Source organism: Arthrobacter sp. AOP36-A1-22 (assembly GCF_052377615.1).
Lineage (GTDB): Bacteria > Actinomycetota > Actinomycetes > Actinomycetales > Micrococcaceae > Arthrobacter_H.
The window spans coordinates 216,770-239,923 of record NZ_JBQSWX010000002.1; the positions used below are offsets into that span (position 1 = coordinate 216,770).

Below are 23,154 nucleotides of genomic sequence, written 5' to 3' on the forward strand. Positions count from 1 at the left end.
ACTGGTGATCATGTCCGATACCCATGCCCCCGCAGACGGCGTCCCCGCCGATCGCCACGATCTGATCAGGGTCCGCGGAGCCCGGGAAAACAACCTGCAGGACCTCTGCCTCGACCTGCCGAAACGGCGGATCACCGTTTTCACGGGGGTCTCGGGATCGGGGAAGAGTTCGCTGGTCTTCGGGACCATCGCCGCCGAATCCCAGCGGATGATCAACGAAACCTACAGTGCCTTCGTCCAGGGCTTCATGCCCACGCTGGCCCGCCCCGACGCCGACGTCCTGGAGGGGCTGACCACGGCGATCATCGTCGACCAGGAGCGCATGGGCTCGAACCCGCGCTCGACCGTGGGCACCGCAACGGACGCCAATGCCTTGTTGCGCATCATCTTCAGCCGACTCGCCGAACCACGGATCGGTTCTCCGCAGGCCTACTCCTTCAACGTCGCCTCGATCAGTGGTGCCGGGGCGGTGACCATGGAACGCGGGGGCAGGAAGGTCAAGGAGCGCCGGGAATTCTCCGTCACCGGCGGGATGTGCCAGCTCTGCGAAGGATCCGGCACCGTCTCGGACTTCGATCTCACCCAGTTGTACGACGCCGACAGATCCCTCAACGAGGGGGCGCTGACGATTCCCGGCTACTCGATGCAGGGGTGGCACGGGCGCATCCTGCGGGGCTGCGGATGGTTCGACCCGGATCGGCCGATCCGTGAATTCACCGAGCAGGAACTCGAGGACCTGCTCCATCGGGAAGCCACCAGGATCAAGGTCGAAGGCATCAACCTCACCTATCTGGGTTTGATCCCACAAATCCGCAAATCCATGCTCTCCAAGGGCCTGGACGCCATGCAACCGCATATCCGTGCCTTCGTGGAGCGTGCCGTCACACTGACCGACTGCCCCGACTGCGGGGGAACCCGGTTGAGCCAGGCGGCCCGCTCCTCACGGATCCGGGGCCTGTCCATCGCCGAGGCCTGCGCGATGCAGATCAGTGATCTCGCCGACTGGGTCGGCACCCTGGACGAACCCTCGGTGGCACCGCTGCTGGATTCATTGGCTGGGCTGCTGGCCTCGTTCGTGGAGATCGGGTTGGGCTATCTCTGCCTGGATCGGCCCAGCGGAACCCTCTCGGGAGGCGAGGCCCAACGAACGAAGATGATCCGCCACCTGGGATCGGCGTTGACCGATGTCACCTATGTCTTCGACGAGCCCACCGTGGGCCTGCATCCCCACGACATCGCGCGCATGAACCAGCTGCTGATGCGCTTGCGGGACAAGGGCAACACCGTCCTGGTGGTGGAGCACAAACCGGAAATGATCGCCATCGCCGACCATGTGGTGGATCTGGGGCCGGGGGCAGGATCCGGGGGTGGGCTGCTCTGCTACGAGGGGGACCTCGAGGGCCTGCGCCGCAGCGACACCCCCACCGGCCGGCACCTGGGCTATGTGGCGGCACTGAAGGAGACGCCACGGCGGGGGTCGGGAACGCTGGAGATCCGGTCAGCGGACCACCACAACCTCCGCGACGTCGACGTGGATATTCCGCTGGGGGTCCTTTGCGTGATCACCGGGGTGGCAGGTTCGGGGAAGAGCTCGTTGATCCACGGTTCCATCGCCGGCCGGGAAGGGGTCGTCACCGTCGACCAAGGGGCCATCAAGGGTTCGCGACGCAGCAACCCGGCGACCTACACGGGATTGCTGGAGCCGGTCCGCAAGGCGTTCGCGAAAGCCAACGGGGTCAAACCGGCGCTGTTCAGCTCCAACTCGGAAGGTGCCTGCCCGGCCTGCAACGGAGCCGGGATCATCTTCACCGAACTGGGCGTCATGGCGACGGTGTCCACCGTGTGCGAGGAATGCGAGGGCCGGCGCTTCCAGACGTCGGTACTTGACTACCGGCTCGGTGGCTGCAACATCAGCGAGGTGCTGACCATGCCGGTCGATGAGGCATTGGGCTTCTTCGCCGCCGGTGAGGCCAGGGTTCCGGCAGCGGTCAGGATCCTTGAACGGCTGCGCGAGGTCGGACTGGGCTACCTGGCGTTGGGCCAACCGCTCACCACCCTCTCCGGCGGCGAACGGCAACGGCTCAAACTAGCCAGCCGGATGGGGGAGGAAGGCGGGATCTATGTTCTGGACGAGCCCACCTCGGGGCTGCATCTGGCCGACGTCGAACAGCTGCTGGGCCTGCTGGACCGACTGGTCGATGCGGGCAAGACCGTCATCGTGATCGAACACCACCAGGCCGTGATGGCCCACGCCGATTGGATCATCGACCTTGGGCCCGGGGCGGGACACGACGGCGGGACCCTGGTCTTCGAAGGGACCCCCGCCGAACTGCTGGCGGAGAGGGGAACGATCACCGGAGAACACCTGGCGGCCTACGTCCGCTCCTGAGGCCTGGTCCGTCAGGGAAGCTGCCACTCGGCGATGTCGGTGTCGGCATCGGCCAGCGTGAGCGATCCTTCCGGCTCGGGGATGTCCAGGACGAGGGTCCCATGGACCGAGGCGCCGGCCTTGAGCTCGGCGGGCAACGCCGTGCCGGCATTCTGGCAGGAGGCGGCAGCGGTGGTGCCCAGATCGTCGTCGAACGGGACATTATCGGTGGAGAAGAAGGACCACATCTGCGGGGAGAGGCGCAGCGGGCGCTGTGTCTCGTCGTCCGGGGCCGCGAAGGAGGCATCGATCTCCAGCACGGCGAAGGCGCCGTGATCGGGTTTCCCACCGTCGATCGGGCAGGTCTGCTCGACCGAGAGCGAGGTGACCGTCAAGGTGATTCGTGGTTCGGCTTCGGAACCCTGCAACGCCAGTTCGTCCCCCGGGGCGTAGAGGGGCAGACCGCGTTCACTGATGAGGCGCACCGGGGACTCATGGGCGGGGATGCTCGCCTCCGGGGCCCCGGAAGAGGAGGGGACCGTGTCGGCAGGGGTCCGCGTCACGGTCGGGGTGGCCTCATCCGGTGCGCCGGGATCGATCATGTTCCCGGCGGCGCAGCCGGTCAATAGTACGGCGATCGTCGTGATGCCGACCAGCCCCGTCAAGCGTGCGGCGGACCGTCCTGGATGCTCCAACATGCCCAACATTGTCTCCGACCGGACGCTGCTGTGTCGACACGGCCCCATGACGCGTAAACTCGGCCCCATGGTGCGTTTCTTCCTTCTGACCTTATTCGTCGTCCTGGCAGCGGCCGCCGTCGTGGCCGCCTCGTTCGGGACCACCGGCTGGGTTGTCCTGGGCGTGCTCGTGCTCCTGCTGGTCGGGCTGGGCCTGCATGACCTTTTCCAGACCAAGCATGCGATCCTGCGCAACTTCCCGGTGCTGGGACGCATGCGCTACCTGCTGGAGTCCATCCGCCCCGAGATCCAGCAGTACTTCATCGAGCGGAACACCGACGGCCGGCCCTTCGACCGGGACACGCGCTCGCTGATCTACACCCGCTCCAAGGGGGCCGATAGCCATAAGGCCTTCGGCACCGAACGTGATGTGAACTCGCAGGGCTACGAGTTCCTGCTGCACTCCAGCGCCCCGCTGGCCCCGCCCGAGGAGCACCACCGGGTGCGGATCGGCGGCCCGGATTGCCGCAAGCCCTATGACATCGCCCTGATGAACATCTCGTCGATGAGCTTCGGATCGTTGTCCAAGAATGCTGTCCAGGCGATGAACAAGGGCGCGGCCATGGGCGGATTCGTCCACGCCACCGGTGAGGGCGGTCTGACCAAGTACCACCTGGAGCACGGTGCCGACGTGTTCTGGGAAATCGGGTCGGGCTACTTCGGGTGCCGTGACGAACACGGCAGGTTCGCCCCGGAGACCTTCCGGACCAAGGCCGCCACCGACGCGGTCAAGGCCGTCACCATCAAGCTCAGCCAGGGCGCCAAGCCGGGCATCGGCGGCGTGCTGCCGAAGTCGAAGATCACCCCCGAAATCGCCGAGGCCCGCGGGATCCCCATGGACCGGGACTGCGTGTCCCCGGCCTCGCATTCGGCGTTCCACACCCCACGCGAGCTGATGGAATTCGTCGGAACGCTGCGCGAACTCACCGAGGGTAAACCGATCGGCTATAAGTTCTGCGTGGGTTCACGGACCGATGTCCTGGCCATGTGCAAGGCGATGCTCGATACCGGGATCACCCCGGACTACATCATCATCGACGGTTCCGAAGGTGGCACCGGTGCCGCCCCGTTGGAATACGAGGACCATATCGGCACCCCGCTGACCGAAGGCCTGATGCTGGTGCACAACGCACTGGTCGGTGCCGGTCTGCGGGACAGGATCCGCCTCGGTGCCGCCGGCAAGGTCGCCAGCGGCAGCGATATCGTCAAACGCCTCATCCAGGGCGCCGACTTCACCATGAGCGCCCGCTCGATGATGATGGCCACCGGCTGCATCCAGGCCCAGCTCTGCCACACCAACCGCTGCCCGGTCGGCGTCGCCACCCAGAACCCGCGGCTCATGCGGGCCGTCGACGTTGAGGACAAGGGCAACCGCGTCTACAACTACCAGAAGCTCACCGTCACCGAGGCCGAGCAGATCATGGCGTCCATGGGGGTCTCGACCCCGGCGAACCTGAACCAGCGGATGCTGCGCCGGCGGATCGACCATCTGACCACCAGCAGCTACGCCGCCCTGTACAACTGGTTGCGCCCCGGCGAGTTGTTGGAGGATCCGCCCCGGGGGTGGAGCGGGGACTGGGACGAGGCAGACGCCGACCATTTCGGCGAACATGCCCCCATCCCGTGGCTCCAGCCTTCGGGCGGCCCGGGAACCGGCGAGCCGGTCCGTTCCGGGGGACCACGGCGGGACCGGCCCGACATGGCGCGTTGGGATGAGACCAGTTCCATCGACCAGGTCCGGGTCGGCCCCTCGCGTGACGAGATGGATGACACCGACACCGGGAAGACCAAGCGGGTCGAAACCTCCGGCGTCCGCCCCGAATCCCGTCCCGGAGGCTAGCCGGGTATCCCCGGTCAGTCGACGGCGATGGCCGCGGCAATTTCCTGCTGGTCCACCTCTGCCGGATCCGTGGGGGACCACTGCGGCATGCGGTCCTTGTCGATGATCTGGGCGCGGATCCCTTCCGGTAGGTCGGGATGCTTCATCAGGTAGTCGGCCACCCGCAACTCCCGGGCCAGGGCCGAGGGCAGGTGGGCCTCGTCGCGGGCGGCACGGACCGCCCGCAGGGCCGTCTGTGTGGAGAGCGGGGAATTGCCCCGCAGGGCGGTGGCGGCCGTGGCGGCCCCCGGATAGGGGCTGGAATCGAGGCGTTCCAGGATGGCCGAGACGTCGTCGGCGGCGTAGGCCTGGTCGATCCATCCGGCCTCGGCCACCAGTGGCGCGGGCGGTGCCGGGGTGCCGTGGAGGATCTCCAGGGCGATGGAGACCTCCCCGGCCGGCAGCCCCACCAGATCGGGCAGCGCCGACAGGACCTCCTCGAAGGAGTCCTCGGAGATGCAGAAGTCGGCGAAGCCGGCATGGATCGCGTCCCCGGCCCCCATGGTCGAGGCGGTCAGGGCCAGATGCTCACCGAGCCGTCCGGGCGCCAGCCCCAGCAGGTGGGTTCCGCCCACGTCGGGGGAGTAGCCGATCCGTGCTTCGGGCATGGCGATGGAGGAGCGCGGGGTGACGATGCGGATCCCGGCGTGTCCGGCCAACCCGACCCCGCCACCCATGCACACCCCGTCCATGTAGGCGAGGACCGGTTTCGGGTAGGCGGCGATGAGTCCATCGAGGCGGAACTCCTCGGCCAGGAACGACAGGAACTCATGCTGCTTGCCGGTGGTGATGGCCGTATGGAAGGCCACGATGTCCCCTCCGGCACAGAATCCACGGGTCCCGGCCCCACGCAGTACGACGATGCCGACCTCGGGGTCCTCACGCCATAGCTCGAGCTGGTCGGTCAGGATCTTGACCATCCCCCGGGTGAGGGCATTGATCTGTCGAGGACGGTTCAACGTCAGCAGGCCGATGCCGTCCATGACCTCGACCAGGACGTCGTCATCGTCCGCGGCATTCGTTCCGTTGGTCAGTGTCATCGAAGCCGGTCCCCTTGGTGCATCCTGCGTTGTTCCCATTCATTGAAGCTACCGCTCCCGGCGGGTGGAATCCCGAAGGCGGGCCATCGTGCCCGGCTGTGTCCCGTGGCTGCCGACCGAGGAAGGCCCGGGCCGGCTCAGGGGACGATGCTGATCTTGCGTAGCTCGGCGGCCAGCTTGTCCATGAAGACATCGACCTTGGGGCTTCTGGAATTGCCCAGTTGCAGGGCGAAGATGCTGCGGGCCAACCGGATCTCTGGAACATCCAGGACCACCAGCCCGGGGGGACGTTGCTGCATCGCCAGCGCCGGGACCAGGGCGGCCCCGAGACCGGCGCCGGCCAGATGCAGCGAGGCGTTGAAATCGTCGCAGTAGGCCACCACCCGCGGGTGCAGGTCGCAGGAGGCGAAGAGGCGGGAGATCACGGTGGCATCCGAGGTGCCGGCGTGGTGCATGATCCACGGCATATCGGCCAATTGGGCGGCGGAGACCTGGGCCCCCTCGGCGATCTTCCAGGACGCCGGGACGACCACGCGGAAATCGTCGTCGCCCAACCATTGCCGGTCCATGGTGCCGGGCCATCCCAGCCCTGTCTGGCCGACCTGGAAGACCAGGGCCAGATCCAGTTCGTTGCCGCTTTGCAGGCTGGCGATCGTCTGGTGCGGCTCCCCGACGCTGATGCGCAGGTTGATCCCCAGGTCGTTCCAGCCGGAGGAGCCCAGCAGCCGGGGCAGGGCGAAGGTGGCCAGCGAAGGGAAGATCCCCAGCCGCAGCTCCTCGACGGGGTGCTCCCCGGGCCGGCCGGCCGCCGTCGTGCTCGCCGCCAGGAGGGCGTCGATGTCGGTCAGGACCTTGCGGGCGTGCCGGGCCATCGTCGTGGCCGCTTCGGTCGGCTCGATGGCCCGGGCAGAACGCCGGAAGAGCGCGACGCCGGTATCGCGTTCCAGCGCCGTCATCTGTTGGGAGACGGCGGATGCCGTATAGCCGAGGGGGACCGCGGCCGCGGCAAAGGAGCCGTGCGCGATGACTTCCAGCAGGGTGTGCAGATGCACCGGGTTGACCAACAGCACTCCTGGGTGTCGAGGCGGGGGACAGCAAGCAATGTTATGCCATGCTAGTCTTCGTCGTCCTCCCGCTCGGCTTCCTGCTCATCGTCGAGTTCCCATTGCGAGGCCAGCGTCTCGTCCTCGGAGTCGCCCTCCACGGACTCTCCGCCGTCCTCCAGATCATCCACGACCAGATAGCTGTGTCGGCGCAACGGGTCGATGCGGTCCATGGTCTCCGGGTTGTCCGAGGAGCCGTCCTCGGGGGTGCCGTAGCGCCCGTCTTCGGGCTCATCGAGATCGTCGTCGGGCTGTTCGTCGAACACCGTCTCGTCGTAGATTCCGCTCATGGCCGTCGCCCTCCTGGTCCGCGTGCCGGGCCTGATGCCCGGGGCACGTCTGACTCCTCCAGCGTAGGACGTGGGGCCCGCAATGGGAACGGGCCTCAGCCGGTCAGCCCCATGGCCTGGGCGGTGAGCTTGATCGAGGTGAGCCGGTCGGCCGCCGTGGAGGCGTTGTGGACGGTGATCAGTTCGTCGGCGCGGGCGCTGTGGGCGAAACCCTCGAGGTAGTCCTTCACGGCGTCCGGGGTGCCGACGGCGGTGTACGCCATCATCTTCAGGATCTGCTCGCCCGCGGCGGACTCCATCAACAGGTCGATCTCGGGTTCGGTGAAGGGGACCTCCCGGCCGCGACCGAGGAACATGGCGACCCGGTCGCGCCGAGACTGCTCCATCTGGGCCTGGGCCTGCTGGTTGGTTTCGGCGGCCACGACCCCCACCCCGGCGATGACATGCGGTTCCGCCAGCTGCTCGGAGGGCTGGAAGTTGTCCCGGTAGGCCGCGACGGCCGCATGCAGGGCATCGGGGGCGAAATGCGAGGCAAAGGAGTAGGGCAGTCCGAGCTGGGCGGCCAGCTGGGCTCCGAACAGGCTCGAACCCAGGATGTACAGCGGCACGTTGGTCCCGGCCCCGGGGACGGCGGACACCGTGGGGATCCGGGAGTTCCCGGTGAGGTAGCCCTGCAGTTCGAGGACATCGTGGGGGAAGGCGTCCGCTGCCGCCGGATCACGGCGCAGCGCACGGAACGTGGCCTGGTCGGTTCCCGGGGCACGCCCCAGCCCGAGGTCGATGCGCCCGGGGAACAAGGTCTCCAGGGTCCCGAACTGTTCGGCGATGACCAGTGGGGAGTGGTTGGGCAGCATCACCCCGCCGGAACCGAGCCGGATCGTGGAGGTCTGCTGGGCGATATGGCCGATCAGGACCGAGGTGGCGCTGGAGGCGATGTTGGCCATGTTGTGGTGCTCGGCATACCAGATGCGCGTGTAGCCTGCGGCTTCGGCGGTCTGCGCCAGTTCGACGGACCCCCGGAAGGTGTCGGCGATGGAGCTTCCTGCGGAAACGGAAGCAAGGTCAAGAAGGGAAAGGGGAATACTCACACCGGCGACAACCCGTTCGCGGCCCCGAACATTCCCCGGGGGCGCCGCCCTCAGGCCCCGGCGATGAAATCCTCCACCCACCGGGCCGTGGCAGCCAGTCCGCCGAAGGTATAGAAGTGCAGTCGCACCTCACCGTGGGTCGGCGGGTCCAGGCCGGCGGCCAGATGGTGGACGAACCGGTCCGGCCCCGCGGTGCCCAGCAGGTTGGCCAGCGAGAAACCGTATTGTTGGGCGATTCCCGCCGAGGACGAGATGCCGAAGCGGCGGGCGTAGCTCAGTAGGCGCCTGATGCCGGCCGGGCCGGGCACGCCGATCCTGACGGGCAGGTCGATGCCGCGACGGCGCAGCTCGGCCAGCCAGGAGAGCACCGCGCGCGAGTCGAAGCCGAACTGGGTGATGATGGACCCCGACAACGAGGCCTCCTGCAGCGCGGTCGCCTTGTTCTGGAGGGCGGCCCATAAGGTCGCGTCATCGATGTCCGGATGCCCCTCGGGGTAGCCGGCGATGGCGACCGCTCCCACGCCGTGGGCCTGCAGGCGCCCGGAGGTGATCAGCGACAAGGCATCGGGGAACGGGCCCAGTGGCTCCACCGGATCCCCACCGACGACGAAGACGTCGGTGACCTGGGCCTGCCCGACCAGCAGGTCGAGGAATTCGTCGAGTTCAGCCCCGGAGACCAGTCGACGGGCGGAAATATGGGGGACCGGTTCGAGCCCGGCGGCGCGGACATCGGCCGCGGCAGCGACGCGCAGCCCGGTCTCCTCGTTGCCCAGGAACGTGACGTTGACGCGGGTCCGGGGCGGGAGGGATCCTGCGGCTTCGGCCAGGGAACGCCGGTCCTTGCCGGTCATTTCCAAGGAGAATCCGCGCACCAGTTCGAGGCCGGGGGGAGGGGGAGACTCCGCGGGGGAGGTCATGGGCGGTCCTTCGTCTGGGATCCCCAACGTATCCATGACCCGGGGTGTTCGTCCAGAGTGCGTCCGGACCAAAAGAAATGGTGGCATCCCCGCGGGGATGCCACCATTTCCAGGTGTTCACATCGGCCCGTTAGGGCCTCATGAAAGACTTAGACAGTGCGGATGTCCGTGGCCTGCAGGCCCTTCTGGCCCTGGGTCACCTCGAACTCAACGCGCTGGCCCTCTTCGAGGGAGCGGAAGCCGTTCGACTGGATCGCGGAGTAGTGCGCGAACACGTCGTCCGAGTTGTCGTCGGGGGCGATGAAGCCGAAGCCCTTTTCAGCGTTGAACCACTTGACGGTACCAATTGCCATGATATGTGTCCTTTCGAGACTGTCCGCAGGGGACGTAGGGGTTGTCACCATCGGACTTGACGGTGACATGCAGCTACGAGTATTTACCGCGAGTCAAAAAGAGACACTCCCCGCGAACGGGGCCTTGACACTGAAATTACTGCGAGAAAACTACGACTACGCCTTCTACGATACGCGAGATCACGCCAAGAACCTATTGGATGGTCAAATTCTTTGGGATTTCTTCGGTGGGTGGGTCGGAGAGGGCCTCCACGCCGGGCTCCTCCGAGGTTCCCGGGCCGGTTTCCTGCGGGGGCTCGAGGGGGTTCCCTGCCTCCGGGATCCTGTCCCTCAGGGCGAAGCGGACGACCAGCAATGCGGCGACCATGAGGCCCACGGCGATGGCCGCGGTGATCGTGACGCCTCCATCGAAGGCCCGTGCCGCGGATTCGGCCAGTCCGCTGGCCGCGGAGCCGGGGGGCATCGAATCGGCGACGTCGTTGGCCCCGGCCAATGTCTGCCGGGCGCGGTCTGCCGCGTCCGCGTCCAGCGAGGACGGGATGGCTACGCCCCGGCTGTAGGCGGCGTTGAGGATGCTCCCCAGGACCGCGGTGCCCAGCACCGACCCGACTTCGTAGGCGGTCTCCGAGATGGCCGCAGCTGATCCCGCACGGGCCGGCGGAACCGCCGAGAGGGCCAGGTCGTTGGAGATCGTCTCGGCCAGGCCGACCCCGATGCCCAGGACGCAGAAGGCCAGCAGCAGGCCCCCCAACGATCCGGAACGTCCCAGCACCACGACCAGGGCATAGGCCATGGCGTTGAAGGCCAGACCGGTCATGACCACCCCGGCGGGCCCGATCCGCTTGACCAACGGCACGGCGACGAATCCGAAGACGACCGTCAACACCAGGCCGGGGATCATGAAGAGCCCCGCCTCCATCGGCGACAGGCCGGCGATGAGTTGCAGATGCTGTGAAAGGAAGTAGATGAATCCCACCAGCGCGAAGACGCTGAAGAGATTCACCACCAGGGCAGCGGAGAAGACGGGGTTGCAGAACAACCGGACGTCGAGCATGGGGGAGCTGCTGCGCAACTGACGGCGCACGAAGGTGGTGCCGCAGGCCAGCCCCAGGGAGATCGCCACGATCCCCACGGCCAGGGATCCGGCGCCCGTCACCGATTTGATGCCGTACACGATCGGCAGCAGGGTCCCCACGGCCAGCAGGATGCTCGGTGGGTCCATGCGCCCCGGGTGGGGGTCGCGGGATTCGGGGATGAGGAACGGGCCCAGGACGATCAAGGGCAGGAGCATCGGGATGGCCATCAGGAAGATCGAGCCCCACCAGAAGTGCTCCAGCAGCCAGCCGCCCAGGACCGGCCCCAGTGCCGCGCCTCCGGAAAAGGCCGAAGCCCAGGCGGCGATGGCGGTGCGGCGTTCGGAGTCGTCGGTGAAGATGTTCCGGATGAGCGACAAGGTCGCCGGCATGAGCATGGAGCCGAAGACTGCCATGAGGGCCCGCGCGGCGATGAGCAGCGTGGCGTCGGGGACGAAGGCGGCCGCCGCCGAGACCAGGCCGAAGCCCGCCCCGCCGATCAGCAGCAGCTTCCGTCGGCCGATCCGGTCACCGAGACTCCCCATGGGAACCAGCAGGCCGGCCAGCACCAGGGGATAGATGTCGATGATCCATAGCAGTTGGGTCGACGAGGGCTCCAGGGCCCGGGACAGCGAGGGGACGGCGAAGCTGAGCACGGTGTTGTCGACGGCGACCAGCAACACCGGGAACATCAGTACGGCCAGGGCGGCCCAACGGCGCGCTCGTCCGGGGTGCAGGCTTCGGGTCTGCCGGTCGTCCAACGCGCTCATGCCGGTGTCCTTGGGGTGGGGAGGAATCTCCCGAGTAACTGTACCGTCCGGACGGTATGGAGTCCATATGATGTCGATGACGGCGGAGGCGGTCGAAAACGCTAGAGTCGAAGGCATGTCCAGACCACCAACAGCACGGGAGAAAATCCTCGACGCCTATGCGGCCCTGCTGCGCAGCGATGGCGAACGGGCGGCGACGATGGACGCGACCGCGGCACTGGCCGGTGTCTCCAAGGGCGGGCTGCTGTACCACTTTCCTTCCAAGGACGCCCTCGCCGAAGCCGTCATCGAACGTCTGCTGGACGCCGCGCAGCAGGATAGCGAACGCATGGAAGCCGCCCCCGAGGGGGCCGCCCGGTACTATGTGCGCACCTCCACGGTCGAGGAAACCGAATTCGATTCCTTCTACCAGGCCGTCGTCCGTCTGGCGGCGGGGGCCCATGCCCCGGCGGTCGCCGCCCTGGACCAGGTGCACGGCGACTGGGAGCGACTGGTGCGCGAAGACGTCGCCGACCCGCATGCCGCCGAAGCCATCATGCTGATCGGTGAAGGCCTCTATTACCATTCGACGATGCCCGGCACCTGGTCCCGTTCCCTGGTCGGCAGTGATATCGGCGCCCTGCTCGAGCAGGTCGACCGGCTCAAGGAGGGCCACTGATGGCCTTGAAGCTCAAGTCCCGCCCATGGAAGGGGCGCATCGCCGCTCTGGTGGGGATCATGCTCATGGCCCTGAGCGTGCGTGCCGCCGTCGTTTCGGTTCCGCCGCTTTTGGACCTCATCGGCCCGGAGCTGGGCTTCACCGCCTTCAGTACCGGGCTCTTGGCCATGCTGGCCCCGATCATCTTCGGAATCTCGGGGCTGTTCACCCCGCGGATGATAGCCATGCTGGGACTGGAACGGACCCTGTTGCTTTCGGTGGCACTGGCCATCGTCGGACAGGCGGGCCGGGCCTTCGTGGGGGACGTGACCTCCTTCCTGCTGCTCTCCGCGCTGACGATGATCGGCTACGGCATGGGCAACGTGGTTCTGCCGCCACTGGTGAAGAAATACTTCGCGGATAAGATCTCCACCGTCACCTCCGGCTACGTGACCCTGATCGCGATCGGCACCGCCATGAGCCCCATGTTCGCGGTCCCGCTCGAGCAGGTGTCCAACTGGCGGTTCTCCATCGGCTTCTGGACCCTGGCCAGCGCCGTCGTCCTGGTGCCCTGGTTCATCCAGTTCGCGGCCGACCGGCGCCGGCGGGGCGCGGAGGCGGCAGAACATGCCCGGATGGCGGCGGCAGAGACCCCGGCCGAAACCAAAAGCCGACTCGCCGGCGTCGTCGCGGTGGAAGCGGACCGCAGGATCAACCCCTGGCGCTCCCGGGTCGCCTGGGGCCTGGCCATCTTCCTGGCCGGGAACTCCGGACAGACCTACGTCTACTTCACCTGGCTTCCGCCCTATCTCATCGGCGAGGGGATCTCCCCGGCCGTGGCCGGCAGCGCGCTGGCCTACTTCGCGGTCCTTGGACTACCGGTGAGCCTGCTGGTGCCGCTGGTGGTCCCGCGGATGCGCCAACCCATCTACGCCGTCGGCTTCTTCGTCCTGCTATGGGTCATCGGGCATCTGGGCATGTACTTCCTCCCGACCCAGGGGACCTGGTGGTGGATCACCTCGGCCGGGCTCGGGCAGGGAACGTTCGCCATGGCGCTGCTGATGATCAACCTGCGTTCGCGCACGACCTATGGATCCGGGGTGCTGGCAGGATTCAGCCAGGGCCTGGGCTACGTCGGCGCCGCGATCGCCCCGCTGCTTTTCGGGGTCGTCCACGAGGCCACCGGCGGCTGGGGCGCCTCCTTCGGAATGCTGGGAATCTGCCTGGTGGTCATGGTGGCCGGTGCCTTCATGATCAACGGGCCCCGGCAGATCGAGGACGACGCCGAAGCCGCCCGGACACCCGAACGCGTCTAGTCCCCGGCAGCCGCCCGGGACAGGACCTTGTGCAGGGTGTTCAGGTTCCGCGTGGTCAAGGACGCCTTGTGCTGCGGGCGGGCCAGGACCTTGGCAAGCGGTGAGCTCAGCGATTCGCCGCGGGGAACCTGCCAATACAGTACCGAGTCCCCGGTGGCGAAGCTCTCCCCGTCGGCGGGCCGTGGGGCCGCAGCCATGACCGAGGCCACGGCTGTCTCGGAGGCGGCCAGGACCACGTAGTCGTGCCGGGGAACCCCGTCGTCGATCGGGGGGAAGGGGTAGGCCTCGACCAACGCCGCCACCCGGGCCGTCGTCGTGGCGACGACCCGCGCCGGATAGCCGAAGCGCTCGCCCAACAGGGCCTCCAGCGCCGTCCCCAGGGAGCCGGCGTCGTCTTCGTCGGCATCGAGCACCACGTTCCCCGAAGCCAGCACGGTGATGACCCGTCGATATCCGGCAGCAGCCAGCGCGGCAGCCAGGTCCTTCATGGTGATGCGGACCCCGCCGACGTTGATGCCACGGAGGAAGACGGCAAAGCGTGTCATGAGTCCATCCTGCCTCGGCCGGTTCGACGGCGGAAGGCCCACCGGTAGGCTCGTATGTCATGAGTATTCGTGCATCATACGGCTCCTGGCCCTCCCCACTCACCGCGGCATCACTGATCGCCACCCGTAGGCCGGTGGGCTTCCCCCGGTTCGTGGCCGACGTGGTCTGGTGGGTTGAAGGTCGCCCGGAAGAAGGCGGACGCAACACCATCATGGCCGACGGGGACCCGCAGGTGGAGTTGCTTCCAGCGCCCTACAATGTCCGCAGCCGGGTCCACGAATACGGGGGCGCGGCCTGGGCCCCGCTGGCCGACTCCGCCCAAACCGGCCGCTTCGTCTTCACGAACTTCGCTGATCAGAGGGTCCATTTGCGAGGACCCGCGGGCATCAGTGCCCTGACCCCCGATTCCCGGCCCGGCGGTCAGACGGACCCGCAACTGCGCTTCGCCGAGTTCGTCCCCTCCGCGGATGCCGGCGAGATGCTCGCCGTCTGCGAGGATCTCAGCGGGCCCGCCCCGGAACGCTACATCGTCGCCATCCCGCTGGACGGCAGTGCCGCCCAGGATGCGTCGCGGCTGCGCCGGGTGACGCCGCCGTCCCGGTTCGTCGCCTATCCCCGGCTCAGCCCCGATGCCCGGCGGATCGCCTGGATCAGCTGGGAACACCCGCAGATGCCCTGGGACGGGACCGTCCTGCATGTCGGGGAACTCGACGACGCAGGGATCGTGTCCTCGGTGACTGAGCTGGCCGGTTCGGTGGCTGAATCCGTACTGCAACCCGAATGGCTCGACGCCGGGGCCCTGGCCTTCATCTCGGACCGCTCGGGCTGGTGGAACCTCTACAGGCAAGACGTCGACGCCGGGACGGCCCGGGCGCTGTGCCCACGCGAGGAGGAATTCGCCGAACCCCTGTGGCAGATCGGCAGCACCTGGTATTCGGTGCTCGAGGACGGGAGGATCCTGGCCGCCCATGGCACCCACGGGATGCGGCTGGGCGTGCTCGATCCACGGACAGGGACCCTGGAGGACCTCGAGGCCGTGCTGACCCATGCCCTGCCCATCGAGATCCACGACGAGGGCACCGGCCCACAGGTCCTCACCGTGTCGCAGAACTCGACCGAAGGCAACGGCATCCGGGTGCTCGATCTGGCTTCCTGCCAGATGAGGACCATCCGCCGGTCGCTGGCGGAACTCCCCGACCCCGGGGTGCTGCCGACCGGACGGGCGATGGAGTTCACCGATGAAACCGGGACGGTGGTGCACGCGAACGTCTACGAACCGGCGCTTGCCGGATACCTGGGCGGTACGGACGAGAAACCCCCCTTCATCGCCATGGTGCATGGCGGCCCGACCGGACAGGCGCGCATCGGCCTGTCGTTGGAGATCGCCTACTACACCAGCCGTGGGCTGGGCGTGGTGGACGTGAACTATGCGGGATCCAGCGGATTCGGTCGGGCCTACCGGGAACGGTTGGCCGGACAGTGGGGCGTCGCCGACGTCCAGGACACCGTCGCGGTGATGCGCGGCCTCGTGGATGCCGGGCTGGCCGATCCCGACCGGCTGGCCATCGAAGGCGGTTCGGCCGGCGGGTGGACCACCCTGGCCTGCCTGACCAACACCACGGCCTTCAGCGCCGGGATCTCGCGGTATGGGGTGGCCGATCTCGAGGCGCTCGTCGCCGATACCCACGATTTCGAAGCCCACTACATGGAGTCGTTGGTGGGCCCGTGGCCACAGGCCCGCGCACTGTATGTCGAACGGGCCCCCATCAACCACGTCGACGACCTGGACTGCCCGGTCCTGTTGCTCCAGGGCGACGAGGACAAGGTCGTCCCGCCGAACCAGTCGCAGAAGTTCGCCGACGCGCTGGCGGCCAAGGGGATCGAACATGCCTACGTGCTTTTTGCCGGGGAACAGCACGGGTTCCGGCAGGCAGCGAACATCGTACGCGCCCAGGAACTCTCCTTGGCGTTCTACGCCCACGTCTTCGGTTTCGACGCCGGGGTGGCACCCATCGAACTGACCGGCGGATCGACAGGGGCGGCATGAACGGCGGGCCGGGGACCCGCGGCAGCAGCGGCCCGGACGCCGGCGACGCGGTCACGGCCGTCGAGGCGATGGCCTACGGCATGGTGCAGGGGGTTGGATTCCGGTACCGGACCCGGCAGCGCGCCGAAGCCCTCGGGGTGGAAGGAAGCGCGCAGAACCTCCCCGACGGCAGCGTGTGCGTTACTGCGCAGGGTCCCGCGGCGGCGGTGGCCGCCCTGGCCGACTGGCTGCGTTCGCCCGATGCCCCGGGCCGGGTTGAACGCCTCGACGTCCGGCAGATCGAGGTGCGTGCCGGCCGCGGAGGCTTCGAGGTCGGCTGAGCCACCACGGCATACAGGCCGTTTCCTTCCCGTGGGAAGGAAACGGCCTGACGGGGTGTCTACTTGCGGGTGCGGATGAGTTTGCGGTTCACGAACTCCTCCATCCCGTATTTGCCCAGTTCCCGGCCGACGCCGGAGCGCTTGACCCCGCCGAAGGGCAACTCGGCGGCGGTCCCGCCGGGCTCGTTGATGAAGACCATTCCGGCGTCGATCTGATGCGCCACCCGCTGGGCCCGCTGGGGATCCTCGGTGAAGATGGACGAACCGAGTCCGAAGGGGGTGTCGTTGGCCAGGGCCACGGCATCCTCCTCGCTGGAGACCTTGAAGATCATGGCGACCGGGCCGAACAGTTCCTGATGGAACACCTCCATCTCATCGGTGACCCCGGTCAGCACGGTGGGCTGGAAGAAGGCTGAATCCTCGGCCACCTTGGAACCACCGACCAGTACCTTGGCCCCCTCGGCAATGGCCGAATCGACCTGCTTCTGCAGATTGTCCGCGGCCGACTGCGAGGACAGCGGGCCCACTGCCGTCTGGTCCTCGGTGGGATCCGACGGCGTGATGGCGCCGGCGGCCGCGGTGAACTTCTCGACGAAGTCGTCGTAGAGGTCCGCCATGACGATGAAGCGTTTGGCCGCGTTGCAGGCCTGGCCGCCATTGCCCATGCGGGCGTTGACGGCGCGTTTGACCGTCTTCTCCAGGTTTTCGGTATCGAGCAGGATGAACGGGTCGGAACCGCCCAGTTCCAGAACGACCTTCTTCAGGTTCCGGCCGGCGACTTCGGCCACCGCGGAACCGGCGCGCTCGGAACCGGTGAGCGATACGCCCTGGATCCGCGGATCGGCGATGAGCTCGGCGATCTGTTCGTTGGTGGCGAAGATGTTCACATAGGCCCCCTCGGGGGCTCCGGCATCGCGGAAGATCTGCTCCATGGCCACAGCCGATTCGGGGCACTGCGGGGCGTGCTTGAGCAGGATGGTGTTGCCGTTCATCAGGTTCGGGGCGGCGAACCGGGCAACCTGGTAGTACGGGAAGTTCCAGGGCATGATGCCCAGCAACACGCCCAGACCCTCCTTGCGCACCACGGCGGATCCGCCGGCGGCGACGTCGAGTTCCTCGTCGGCGAGGAAGCCGGGGCCGTTGGCGGCGTAGTACCGGTAGATGGAGGCGACGATGCCGATTTCGCCCTTGGCCTGCATGACGGGCTTGCCCATCTCACGGGTGATGATCGCTGCCAGTTCGTCCCGGCGTTCCTCGTACAGGTCGGCGACGCGTCCGAGCAGGGCGGCCCTGTCGTCCACCGAGGTGTTCCGCCAGGTGGCGAAGGAGGCATGGGCGCCGGCGAGGGCTTCCTGCAGGGCCGCGTCGGTGAAGGTCTCGTATTCCTTCTCGACTTCTCCGGTGGCTGGGTTGGTGACGGCGTACATGCTCAACGTGGTCTCCTTCGGTGGGGGACGATCAATCGTGGCCGTTGTCCTTCAACGGTCACCTGCCGGGCACAGCGTCCCGGACGGGACGGGTATTCCCGCTCAGCGGGTCCGTTGGACCCGGGCCTCATCCCAGACGGGTTCCTCGGACTCGTAGACCCTCCCGTCGGACCCGAAGACCAGGAACCTGTCGAAGGACTTGGCGAACCAGCGGTCGTGGGTGACCGCCAGAACGGTTCCTTCAAAAGCATTGACCGCCCGTTCCAGGGCTTCGCCGGAGTGCAGGTCCAGGTTGTCGGTGGGTTCGTCGAGGAGGAGCAGGGTCGCTCCCGAAAGTTGCAGCAACAGGATCTGGAAACGGGCCTGCTGCCCTCCGGAGAGTGAATCAAAGGCCTGTTCGGCCTGTGCAGCCAATCCGTAACCATCAAGGGCCCCCGAAGCCGCCTCGCGCCCCATGCCGGAGCGGTGCTCGTCGCCGCGGTGCAGGATGTCCAGCAGGGAACGATGACCCAGATCCGGCCGGATATGCGTCTGGGCGAAGTAGCCCGGACGGATGCGGGCGCCGAGCTTGACCTTGCCCTCGTGGGGAACCTCGGTCAGGGCGATATCCGAGACGGGGAGATGTTCGCGTTCGGGGTCGGTGCCGCCGGCGGCGAGCAGCCGCAGGAAGTGCGATTTGCCGGAACCATTGGAACCGAGCACCCCCACCCGGTCCCCGAACCAGACCTCGGTGGAGAAGGGCTTCATCAGCCCGGTGAGCTCCAGTCTCGTGGCCACCACGGCCCGTTTGGCGGTGCGGCCGCCTTTCAGCCGCATCTTGACGTTCTGTTCCATCGGCAGCGCCTCGGGAGGGCCGATCTCCAGGAACTTCGCCAACCGGGTCTGTGCCGCGCTGTACCGGGTGGCCATATCGGAACGGAAGGCCGCCTTGTTCTTGTACATGTTCACCAGCTCCTTGAGCTTGGTGTGCTCCTCGTCCCAGCGTTTGCGCAGTTCCTCGAAGCGGGCGTTGCGGTCCGCACGTGCTTCGCCGTAGTTCCCGAAGGACCCGCCATGGATCCAGGCGGAGGCACCGTTGACACCGGGTTCAAGGGTGATGATGCGTTCGGCGGCCTGATTGAGTAGTTCGCGGTCGTGGCTGATGAACAGCACTGCCTTGTCGGAGCTGCGCAGCTTGCCTTCCAACCAACGCTTGCCCGGGACGTCAAGGTAGTTATCCGGTTCGTCGAGCAGCAGGACCTCGTCGTTGCCGGCGAAAAGCGCCTCCAGTACCAGCCGTTTCTGCTCGCCACCGGAGAGCGTGGTCGCCGGACGGTGGGCGGCGGCCTCGAAGGGCAGACCGAGGGCCTCCATGCAGACCACGTCCCAGACGGTCTCGATGTCGTATCCGCCCACGTCACCCCAGTCCACGATCGCCTGGGCGTAACGCATCTGCGTCTTCTCCTCGGCTGCGGGGTCTGTATGGTCTTCGAGCATGGCCTCCTCGGCGGCTGCCATCTCGGCCGCGGCCTTCGCCAGGGCCGGGGGTGCGGCGGAGACCAGCAGGTCGCGCACCGTGGACTCGTCACGGACCTGCCCGACGAACTGGCGCATGATGCCCATCGAGCCGGACAGGCCGACGGTCCCGCCGTCGGCGGTGAGGTCACCGGCAATGATCTTGAAAAGCGTCGTCTTCCCGGCGCCGTTGGGTCCGATGAGGGCGGTTTTGCTGCCGTTGCCGACCTTGAAGGAGACCTCGTTCAGCAGCTGCGTGCCGTCGGAGAGGAAATAGTCGATTCCGGCAACATCAATATGACCCATCCGGCCAGTCTAGGGCCGGGCAGGCATGGCTTCCCAACCCCGTCCCGTGGGGGACAACGCCCGTGTTCGCTAATGGATCCATGCCCGGGTCAGTTAGGCCAGACTGCGATGACAGCCCGGTGGAATCACCGTAGATTAATCCACATGAAACTTACTGGAGCACTGAAGGAAGCATTCAACGACCAAGTCACCCTCGAACTCGAGGCCTCCGTGGTCTACCGCCAGCTGGCCATCGAAATGGACGTCCATGACCTGCCGGGCATCGCCGGATGGTTCCGGGCCCAGGCCCAGGAAGAAGTCGTCCACGCGGAGAAGTTCATCGCCCATATGACCGACCGCGACGCGAGCCCTTCCATCGGTGGCATCAAGGCACCCGGTGTGAAGGCCGGTACCGTCCTGGAGGCCTTCGAGGCCTCGCTGGCCCATGAGGTCAAGGTGTCGGAAGCCATCCGCAGCCTCTACCGTCTGGCGCAGCAGGAGGGGGACATCGACGCCCTGCCGCTGCTGAACTGGTTCGTCGAGGAACAGCTCGAAGAGGAGGCGACCGTCGGGGAGATCATCGGCCGGGTCCGCCTGATCGGTGAGGACGGGAACGGGTTGCTGCGTCTGGACGCGGAGCTCGCGGAGCGTCCGGGCGCGGACGAGGCGGTCTAGCCTTCCAGTTCGCGGCGCAGCCGTTCGAGTTCGCGCCGGTCCTTCTTGGTGGGGCGCCCCGTTCCGCGGTCGCGGACCGGAATCATCAACGACGGCGCCTTCGGACGTTCCGGGGTGTGGTCGGTGTAGCAGCTGGCCGCCGCCGGAGCCCCGACGCGTTTGGAGATCAGGGCGCGCACCTCGAGGATCTTCTCGAACCCGGATTCCCGGACCCGGATCATGTCTCCGGGAACCACGACCGCCGCGGCCTTGGCCGGGCGGTCGTTGAGTTTGACGTGACCCGCCCGGCAGGCCGCCGTCGCCGCGGAGCGGGTTTTGAAGGCGCGGATCCCCCAGAGCCACGCATCGATGCGCACTGCCTTGTCCAGAATCTTCATGATCCCCGAGCCTAGCCGCCCGCGGCGGGAGCTACCGGGTCGAAGCCCCCGGCGCTCCGAGGCCGAGGGCCGCGCAGGCCTGGGCCGCGGCGTCCTCGATGAGGCGCTCGGCATCGGCCTGCAGCTCGGCCAGCGTCGCCGCTCCCGAGGCAATGGAGAACGCCGCGGTCAGCCCGGCCTCCCGGCAGGAGGCGGCATCGAGCTGCACGGCACCGGCGATGACCACGATCCGGCTGTGCTGGTCCGCGGTGCGGCGGACGGCGTCGACGACCTTGCCGCCCAGGGACTGGCTATCCAGCCGTCCCTCCCCGGTGAGCACGACGTCGGCGCCGGCCAGGGCAGTGCGTAGTCCGACGGCGGTGGAGACGAGTTCGGCCCCCGGAACCGTTTCGGCCCCCAGCAGGGACACCAGGGCCAGGGGCAGTCCGCCGGCGGCCCCGAACCCGGGGTGCCGGGACACCTCCTCGGCGTCGAGCACCGTGGCCAGATGGGCCAGACCGGCATCCAACACCGCGACGTCCTCGGGGCCGGCCCCCTTCTGCGGGCCGAAGACCGCGGCGGCACCCCGTGGCCCGCACAACGGGTTGTCCACGTCCACGGCGATCCGCCAGGATATGGAGGCGGCCCGGGGGTGCAGCCCCGATACGTCCACCCGGGAGATGGCCGAGAGCGAGCCGCCCCCCGGGGCGACGGGTTCGCCCCCGGGATCCAGGAACCGGGCCCCCAGGGAGCTGAGCATCCCGGTACCCCCGTCGGTGGTTGCGGAGCCGCCGATGCACAGCAGGATCTCCGAGACCCCTGCGTCCAGCAGGCGGGCGGCGATCAGCCCGACCCCGTAGGTATCGGCCTCCAGCGGGCGCAGGTCGAGATCGGCGACCTGGGGCAACCCGTTGGCTTCGGCCGCCTCGATGATGCCCGTGGTCCCATCCGCGGAGAGCCCGTACCGTGCCGTGGCGGGGCGGCGGAGGGCGTCGGTGGTTTCCATGGTCAACGGTTCCGTCCCCCAGGTCGCCAGCAGCGCATCCAGGGTGCCTTCGCCGCCGTCGGCCATGGGCAGTTCGAGGATGGTGGCGGCCGGTCCGGCGACGGCGCGGGCCCCGCGGGCGAGGGCGGCGGCAGCCTGGGCGGCGGAGGCACTGCCCTTGAACGAATCGGGGGCGACGACGATGACGGGAGGTGATTGGGGGCTCATGGCTCCACTCTAGGACACTGCCGAACGAAGAAATATGGATGAGTTGTCCGGTCTTTGGTGCATTGGTCCACCAGAACATGTGCAATATGCACTGTTTTTCCGGATGTGTCGGGGAAGGCCCCCGGGAGGTGCGGCCGCCTGCGTGGCTACCGGGTCCGGCGGCGGGCGGCGATGATCGCCAGCTGCAGCGAAGCCGCCTGGGCCGGGCTCCGCGGGTCGAGCCCCGTCAGCTCGGTGATGCGCTCCAGGCGTTGCACGGTCGTGTTCCGGTGCAGGTACAGCTCACGGGACGCGGCCGCGACCGAGGCACCACAGCGCAGGAAGGCCACCACCGTGCCTCGGTGCCCCGCGCCCAGGGAGTCCACCCGGCGGGCCATCGAGGCGCGGGTCGCCGCCGGCAGGCAGGAGACGCTGAGTTCGGGAGCCAATTCATCGAGCCTGAGGATCCCCGACGCCGGTGGTTCCGGCAGCAGATCGGCGGCGGCGACCAACGCCCCCAGGGCCTGGGCCACCCCGGCCAGCTCGGCGCCGTCGGCGCAGGGGCCGCCGTCGATCATCAGGGTCCCCGCCGGGGGGACTGCCGTGGCCCGGTCTTCCGGGCGGGTGGACCGGGCCCCGGTCAGGATCCACTGTGCCCCGCCGAAACGGGCCCGCCGCTGGGCGCCGGGAGGAGGGACTGCCCCGGGGTCGGGTTCCACCGTGCCGCTCTCCTGGCGGTCCAGGACGGCGGAGAGGCTCCACGGGGCCGCCAGCCCGGGAAGCCCGGAGGCCAGCGCCCCGGTGATGGCCGCACCGTCGATATCGCCGGCCACCATCCCGGACAGCAGTTCGCGGTCGGCTGCTTCGCGGCGGGCGGAGTCATCGAGTTCACGTTCGCGTTCGAGCAGCAGGGCCGTGGTCAGAACCAGCACCTGGGCCACGGGCGAGACCCGCTCCGGAGGTCCGGTGAGGCCCAGTACGCCCACGATCTTCCCGTCCAACCGCAGCGGCAGGTTCGCCCCCGGGCGTTCGGCGGGCGACGCGCCGTCGTGCACGATCCCCGGTTCGCCGGCGGCCACGGCCCGCGCGACGGCGTGGGTCGAGCCGATCCGTGCGGGGTCGGTGGACGCAATGATCCGTCCGGCGGGATCCATGATGTTGATGTTGAACTCCAGCGTCGGGGCGACCTGGTCGATGACGCGCTGGGCCAGTTCCGGGCTGAGGGGCTGGGGCATGCCGCC

21 protein-coding genes are annotated in these 23,154 nt (G+C 67.9%); 7 read left to right on the forward strand and 14 right to left on the reverse strand.

Features of this window, described 5'->3' with window-relative positions; genetic code table 11:
* Positions 1-10 precede the first annotated feature (10 nt).
* Positions 11-2,389: an ATP-binding cassette domain-containing protein gene (locus ACT3S2_RS02400; protein ID WP_444561155.1), complete on the forward strand. Its 2,379-nt coding sequence runs from the start codon at positions 11-13 to the stop codon at positions 2,387-2,389.
* Positions 2,390-2,400: 11 nt separating this feature from the next.
* Here the strand turns inward: ACT3S2_RS02400 and ACT3S2_RS02405 are convergent, their stop codons facing one another.
* Positions 2,401-3,066 (reverse strand): hypothetical protein, encoded by a 666-nt coding sequence (locus ACT3S2_RS02405; protein WP_444553798.1) that lies wholly within the window; start codon positions 3,064-3,066, stop codon positions 2,401-2,403.
* Between the two features lie 46 nt (positions 3,067-3,112).
* Between ACT3S2_RS02405 and ACT3S2_RS02410 the strand changes: the two genes are divergently transcribed.
* Positions 3,113-4,945 (forward strand): FMN-binding glutamate synthase family protein, encoded by a 1,833-nt coding sequence (locus ACT3S2_RS02410; RefSeq protein WP_444553797.1) that lies wholly within the window; start codon positions 3,113-3,115, stop codon positions 4,943-4,945.
* A 14-nt stretch (positions 4,946-4,959) separates the two neighbouring features.
* Here ACT3S2_RS02410 and ACT3S2_RS02415 read toward each other — a convergent pair whose 3' ends face one another.
* From ACT3S2_RS02415 to ACT3S2_RS02445, 7 genes are all read right to left on the reverse strand, one after another.
* Entirely contained in the window at positions 4,960-6,024 is a 1,065-nt protein-coding gene (locus tag ACT3S2_RS02415; RefSeq protein ID WP_444553796.1) for an enoyl-CoA hydratase/isomerase family protein, read from the reverse strand.
* A 137-nt stretch (positions 6,025-6,161) separates the two neighbouring features.
* On the reverse strand, positions 6,162-7,088 hold the full coding sequence (locus ACT3S2_RS02420; protein WP_444553917.1) for a LysR family transcriptional regulator: 927 nt from the start codon (positions 7,086-7,088) through the stop codon (positions 6,162-6,164).
* Positions 7,089-7,138: 50 nt separating this feature from the next.
* Complete coding sequence (locus ACT3S2_RS02425) at positions 7,139-7,417, reverse strand: hypothetical protein (RefSeq protein ID WP_444553795.1); 279 nt, start codon at positions 7,415-7,417, stop codon at positions 7,139-7,141.
* A 95-nt stretch (positions 7,418-7,512) separates the two neighbouring features.
* Positions 7,513-8,505: an LLM class flavin-dependent oxidoreductase gene (locus ACT3S2_RS02430; RefSeq protein ID WP_444553794.1), complete on the reverse strand. Its 993-nt coding sequence runs from the start codon at positions 8,503-8,505 to the stop codon at positions 7,513-7,515.
* Between the two features lie 50 nt (positions 8,506-8,555).
* On the reverse strand, positions 8,556-9,422 hold the full coding sequence (locus tag ACT3S2_RS02435) for a methylenetetrahydrofolate reductase (protein ID WP_444553793.1): 867 nt from the start codon (positions 9,420-9,422) through the stop codon (positions 8,556-8,558).
* Positions 9,423-9,571: 149 nt separating this feature from the next.
* Positions 9,572-9,775, reverse strand: a complete 204-nt coding sequence (locus ACT3S2_RS02440) for a cold-shock protein (protein WP_086995297.1) — start codon at positions 9,773-9,775, stop codon at positions 9,572-9,574.
* Positions 9,776-9,968: 193 nt separating this feature from the next.
* Positions 9,969-11,618 (reverse strand): MFS transporter, encoded by a 1,650-nt coding sequence (locus tag ACT3S2_RS02445; protein WP_444553792.1) that lies wholly within the window; start codon positions 11,616-11,618, stop codon positions 9,969-9,971.
* Between the two features lie 115 nt (positions 11,619-11,733).
* Here ACT3S2_RS02445 and ACT3S2_RS02450 point away from each other — a divergent pair, with 115 nt between their 5' ends.
* Both ACT3S2_RS02450 and ACT3S2_RS02455 read left to right on the forward strand, forming a co-directional pair.
* Complete coding sequence (locus ACT3S2_RS02450; protein WP_444553791.1) at positions 11,734-12,276, forward strand: TetR/AcrR family transcriptional regulator; 543 nt, start codon at positions 11,734-11,736, stop codon at positions 12,274-12,276.
* Entirely contained in the window at positions 12,276-13,571 is a 1,296-nt protein-coding gene (locus ACT3S2_RS02455; RefSeq protein ID WP_444553790.1) for an MFS transporter, read from the forward strand. Before ACT3S2_RS02450 ends, ACT3S2_RS02455 begins: the two co-directional genes overlap by 1 nt.
* Here ACT3S2_RS02455 and ACT3S2_RS02460 read toward each other — a convergent pair.
* The gene (locus ACT3S2_RS02460) at positions 13,568-14,116 is read right to left on the reverse strand and encodes a DUF1697 domain-containing protein (protein ID WP_444553789.1); all 549 of its coding nucleotides are present in this window, start codon (positions 14,114-14,116) and stop codon (positions 13,568-13,570) included. The two genes, ACT3S2_RS02455 and ACT3S2_RS02460, sit on opposite strands and share 4 nt — an antisense overlap.
* Before the next feature lie 59 nt (positions 14,117-14,175).
* On the opposite strand from ACT3S2_RS02460, the gene ACT3S2_RS02465 reads away from it, so the two are divergent.
* Together ACT3S2_RS02465 and ACT3S2_RS02470 are read left to right on the forward strand one after the other, a co-directional pair.
* Entirely contained in the window at positions 14,176-16,164 is a 1,989-nt protein-coding gene (locus ACT3S2_RS02465) for a prolyl oligopeptidase family serine peptidase (RefSeq protein WP_444553788.1), read from the forward strand.
* On the forward strand, positions 16,161-16,484 hold the full coding sequence (locus ACT3S2_RS02470) for an acylphosphatase (protein ID WP_444553787.1): 324 nt from the start codon (positions 16,161-16,163) through the stop codon (positions 16,482-16,484). The genes ACT3S2_RS02465 and ACT3S2_RS02470 overlap by 4 nt, the downstream gene beginning before the upstream one ends.
* Positions 16,485-16,543: 59 nt before the next feature.
* Here the strand turns inward: ACT3S2_RS02470 and ACT3S2_RS02475 are convergent, their stop codons facing one another.
* Together ACT3S2_RS02475 and ACT3S2_RS02480 are read right to left on the reverse strand one after the other, a co-directional pair.
* Positions 16,544-17,917, reverse strand: a complete 1,374-nt coding sequence (locus ACT3S2_RS02475; RefSeq protein ID WP_444553786.1) for an NAD-dependent succinate-semialdehyde dehydrogenase — start codon at positions 17,915-17,917, stop codon at positions 16,544-16,546.
* A 96-nt stretch (positions 17,918-18,013) separates the two neighbouring features.
* On the reverse strand, positions 18,014-19,711 hold the full coding sequence (locus ACT3S2_RS02480) for an ABC-F family ATP-binding cassette domain-containing protein (protein WP_444553785.1): 1,698 nt from the start codon (positions 19,709-19,711) through the stop codon (positions 18,014-18,016).
* Positions 19,712-19,855: 144 nt separating this feature from the next.
* On the opposite strand from ACT3S2_RS02480, the gene ACT3S2_RS02485 reads away from it, so the two are divergent.
* Positions 19,856-20,365, forward strand: a complete 510-nt coding sequence (locus ACT3S2_RS02485; protein WP_444553784.1) for a ferritin — start codon at positions 19,856-19,858, stop codon at positions 20,363-20,365.
* On the opposite strand, the gene ACT3S2_RS02490 is transcribed toward ACT3S2_RS02485, so the two are convergent.
* The 3 genes from ACT3S2_RS02490 to ACT3S2_RS02500 form a co-directional block, all read right to left on the reverse strand.
* A complete protein-coding gene (locus ACT3S2_RS02490; protein ID WP_444553783.1) occupies positions 20,362-20,742 on the reverse strand; it encodes an RNA-binding S4 domain-containing protein in 381 nt (126 codons plus the stop codon). The genes ACT3S2_RS02485 and ACT3S2_RS02490 overlap by 4 nt on opposite strands.
* A 31-nt stretch (positions 20,743-20,773) precedes the next feature.
* Entirely contained in the window at positions 20,774-21,934 is a 1,161-nt protein-coding gene (locus tag ACT3S2_RS02495; RefSeq protein WP_444561156.1) for a glycerate kinase, read from the reverse strand.
* Between the two features lie 146 nt (positions 21,935-22,080).
* Positions 22,081-23,148: a CdaR family transcriptional regulator gene (locus tag ACT3S2_RS02500; RefSeq protein ID WP_444553781.1), complete on the reverse strand. Its 1,068-nt coding sequence runs from the start codon at positions 23,146-23,148 to the stop codon at positions 22,081-22,083.
* Positions 23,149-23,154: the final 6 nt, after the last annotated feature.

What these genes read in the sequence shown, in the direction of transcription:
- ACT3S2_RS02400 (WP_444561155.1), top strand. Translation starts at nt 11, where the DNA reads ATGTCCGATACCCATGCCCCCGCAGACGGCGTCCCCGCCGATCGCCAC.
- ACT3S2_RS02405 (WP_444553798.1), bottom strand. Translation starts at nt 3,066, where the DNA reads ATGTTGGAGCATCCAGGACGGTCCGCCGCACGCTTGACGGGGCTGGTC.
- ACT3S2_RS02410 (WP_444553797.1), top strand. Translation starts at nt 3,113, where the DNA reads ATGACGCGTAAACTCGGCCCCATGGTGCGTTTCTTCCTTCTGACCTTA.
- ACT3S2_RS02415 (WP_444553796.1), bottom strand. Translation starts at nt 6,024, where the DNA reads ATGACACTGACCAACGGAACGAATGCCGCGGACGATGACGACGTCCTG.
- ACT3S2_RS02425 (WP_444553795.1), bottom strand. Translation starts at nt 7,417, where the DNA reads ATGAGCGGAATCTACGACGAGACGGTGTTCGACGAACAGCCCGACGAC.
- ACT3S2_RS02435 (WP_444553793.1), bottom strand. Translation starts at nt 9,422, where the DNA reads ATGACCTCCCCCGCGGAGTCTCCCCCTCCCCCCGGCCTCGAACTGGTG.
- ACT3S2_RS02440 (WP_086995297.1), bottom strand. Translation starts at nt 9,775, where the DNA reads ATGGCAATTGGTACCGTCAAGTGGTTCAACGCTGAAAAGGGCTTCGGC.
- ACT3S2_RS02445 (WP_444553792.1), bottom strand. Translation starts at nt 11,618, where the DNA reads ATGAGCGCGTTGGACGACCGGCAGACCCGAAGCCTGCACCCCGGACGA.
- ACT3S2_RS02450 (WP_444553791.1), top strand. Translation starts at nt 11,734, where the DNA reads ATGTCCAGACCACCAACAGCACGGGAGAAAATCCTCGACGCCTATGCG.
- ACT3S2_RS02455 (WP_444553790.1), top strand. Translation starts at nt 12,276, where the DNA reads ATGGCCTTGAAGCTCAAGTCCCGCCCATGGAAGGGGCGCATCGCCGCT.
- ACT3S2_RS02460 (WP_444553789.1), bottom strand. Translation starts at nt 14,116, where the DNA reads ATGACACGCTTTGCCGTCTTCCTCCGTGGCATCAACGTCGGCGGGGTC.
- ACT3S2_RS02465 (WP_444553788.1), top strand. Translation starts at nt 14,176, where the DNA reads ATGAGTATTCGTGCATCATACGGCTCCTGGCCCTCCCCACTCACCGCG.
- ACT3S2_RS02470 (WP_444553787.1), top strand. Translation starts at nt 16,161, where the DNA reads ATGAACGGCGGGCCGGGGACCCGCGGCAGCAGCGGCCCGGACGCCGGC.
- ACT3S2_RS02480 (WP_444553785.1), bottom strand. Translation starts at nt 19,711, where the DNA reads ATGGGTCATATTGATGTTGCCGGAATCGACTATTTCCTCTCCGACGGC.
- ACT3S2_RS02485 (WP_444553784.1), top strand. Translation starts at nt 19,856, where the DNA reads ATGAAACTTACTGGAGCACTGAAGGAAGCATTCAACGACCAAGTCACC.
- ACT3S2_RS02490 (WP_444553783.1), bottom strand. Translation starts at nt 20,742, where the DNA reads ATGAAGATTCTGGACAAGGCAGTGCGCATCGATGCGTGGCTCTGGGGG.
- ACT3S2_RS02495 (WP_444561156.1), bottom strand. Translation starts at nt 21,934, where the DNA reads ATGAGCCCCCAATCACCTCCCGTCATCGTCGTCGCCCCCGATTCGTTC.
- ACT3S2_RS02500 (WP_444553781.1), bottom strand. Translation starts at nt 23,148, where the DNA reads ATGCCCCAGCCCCTCAGCCCGGAACTGGCCCAGCGCGTCATCGACCAG.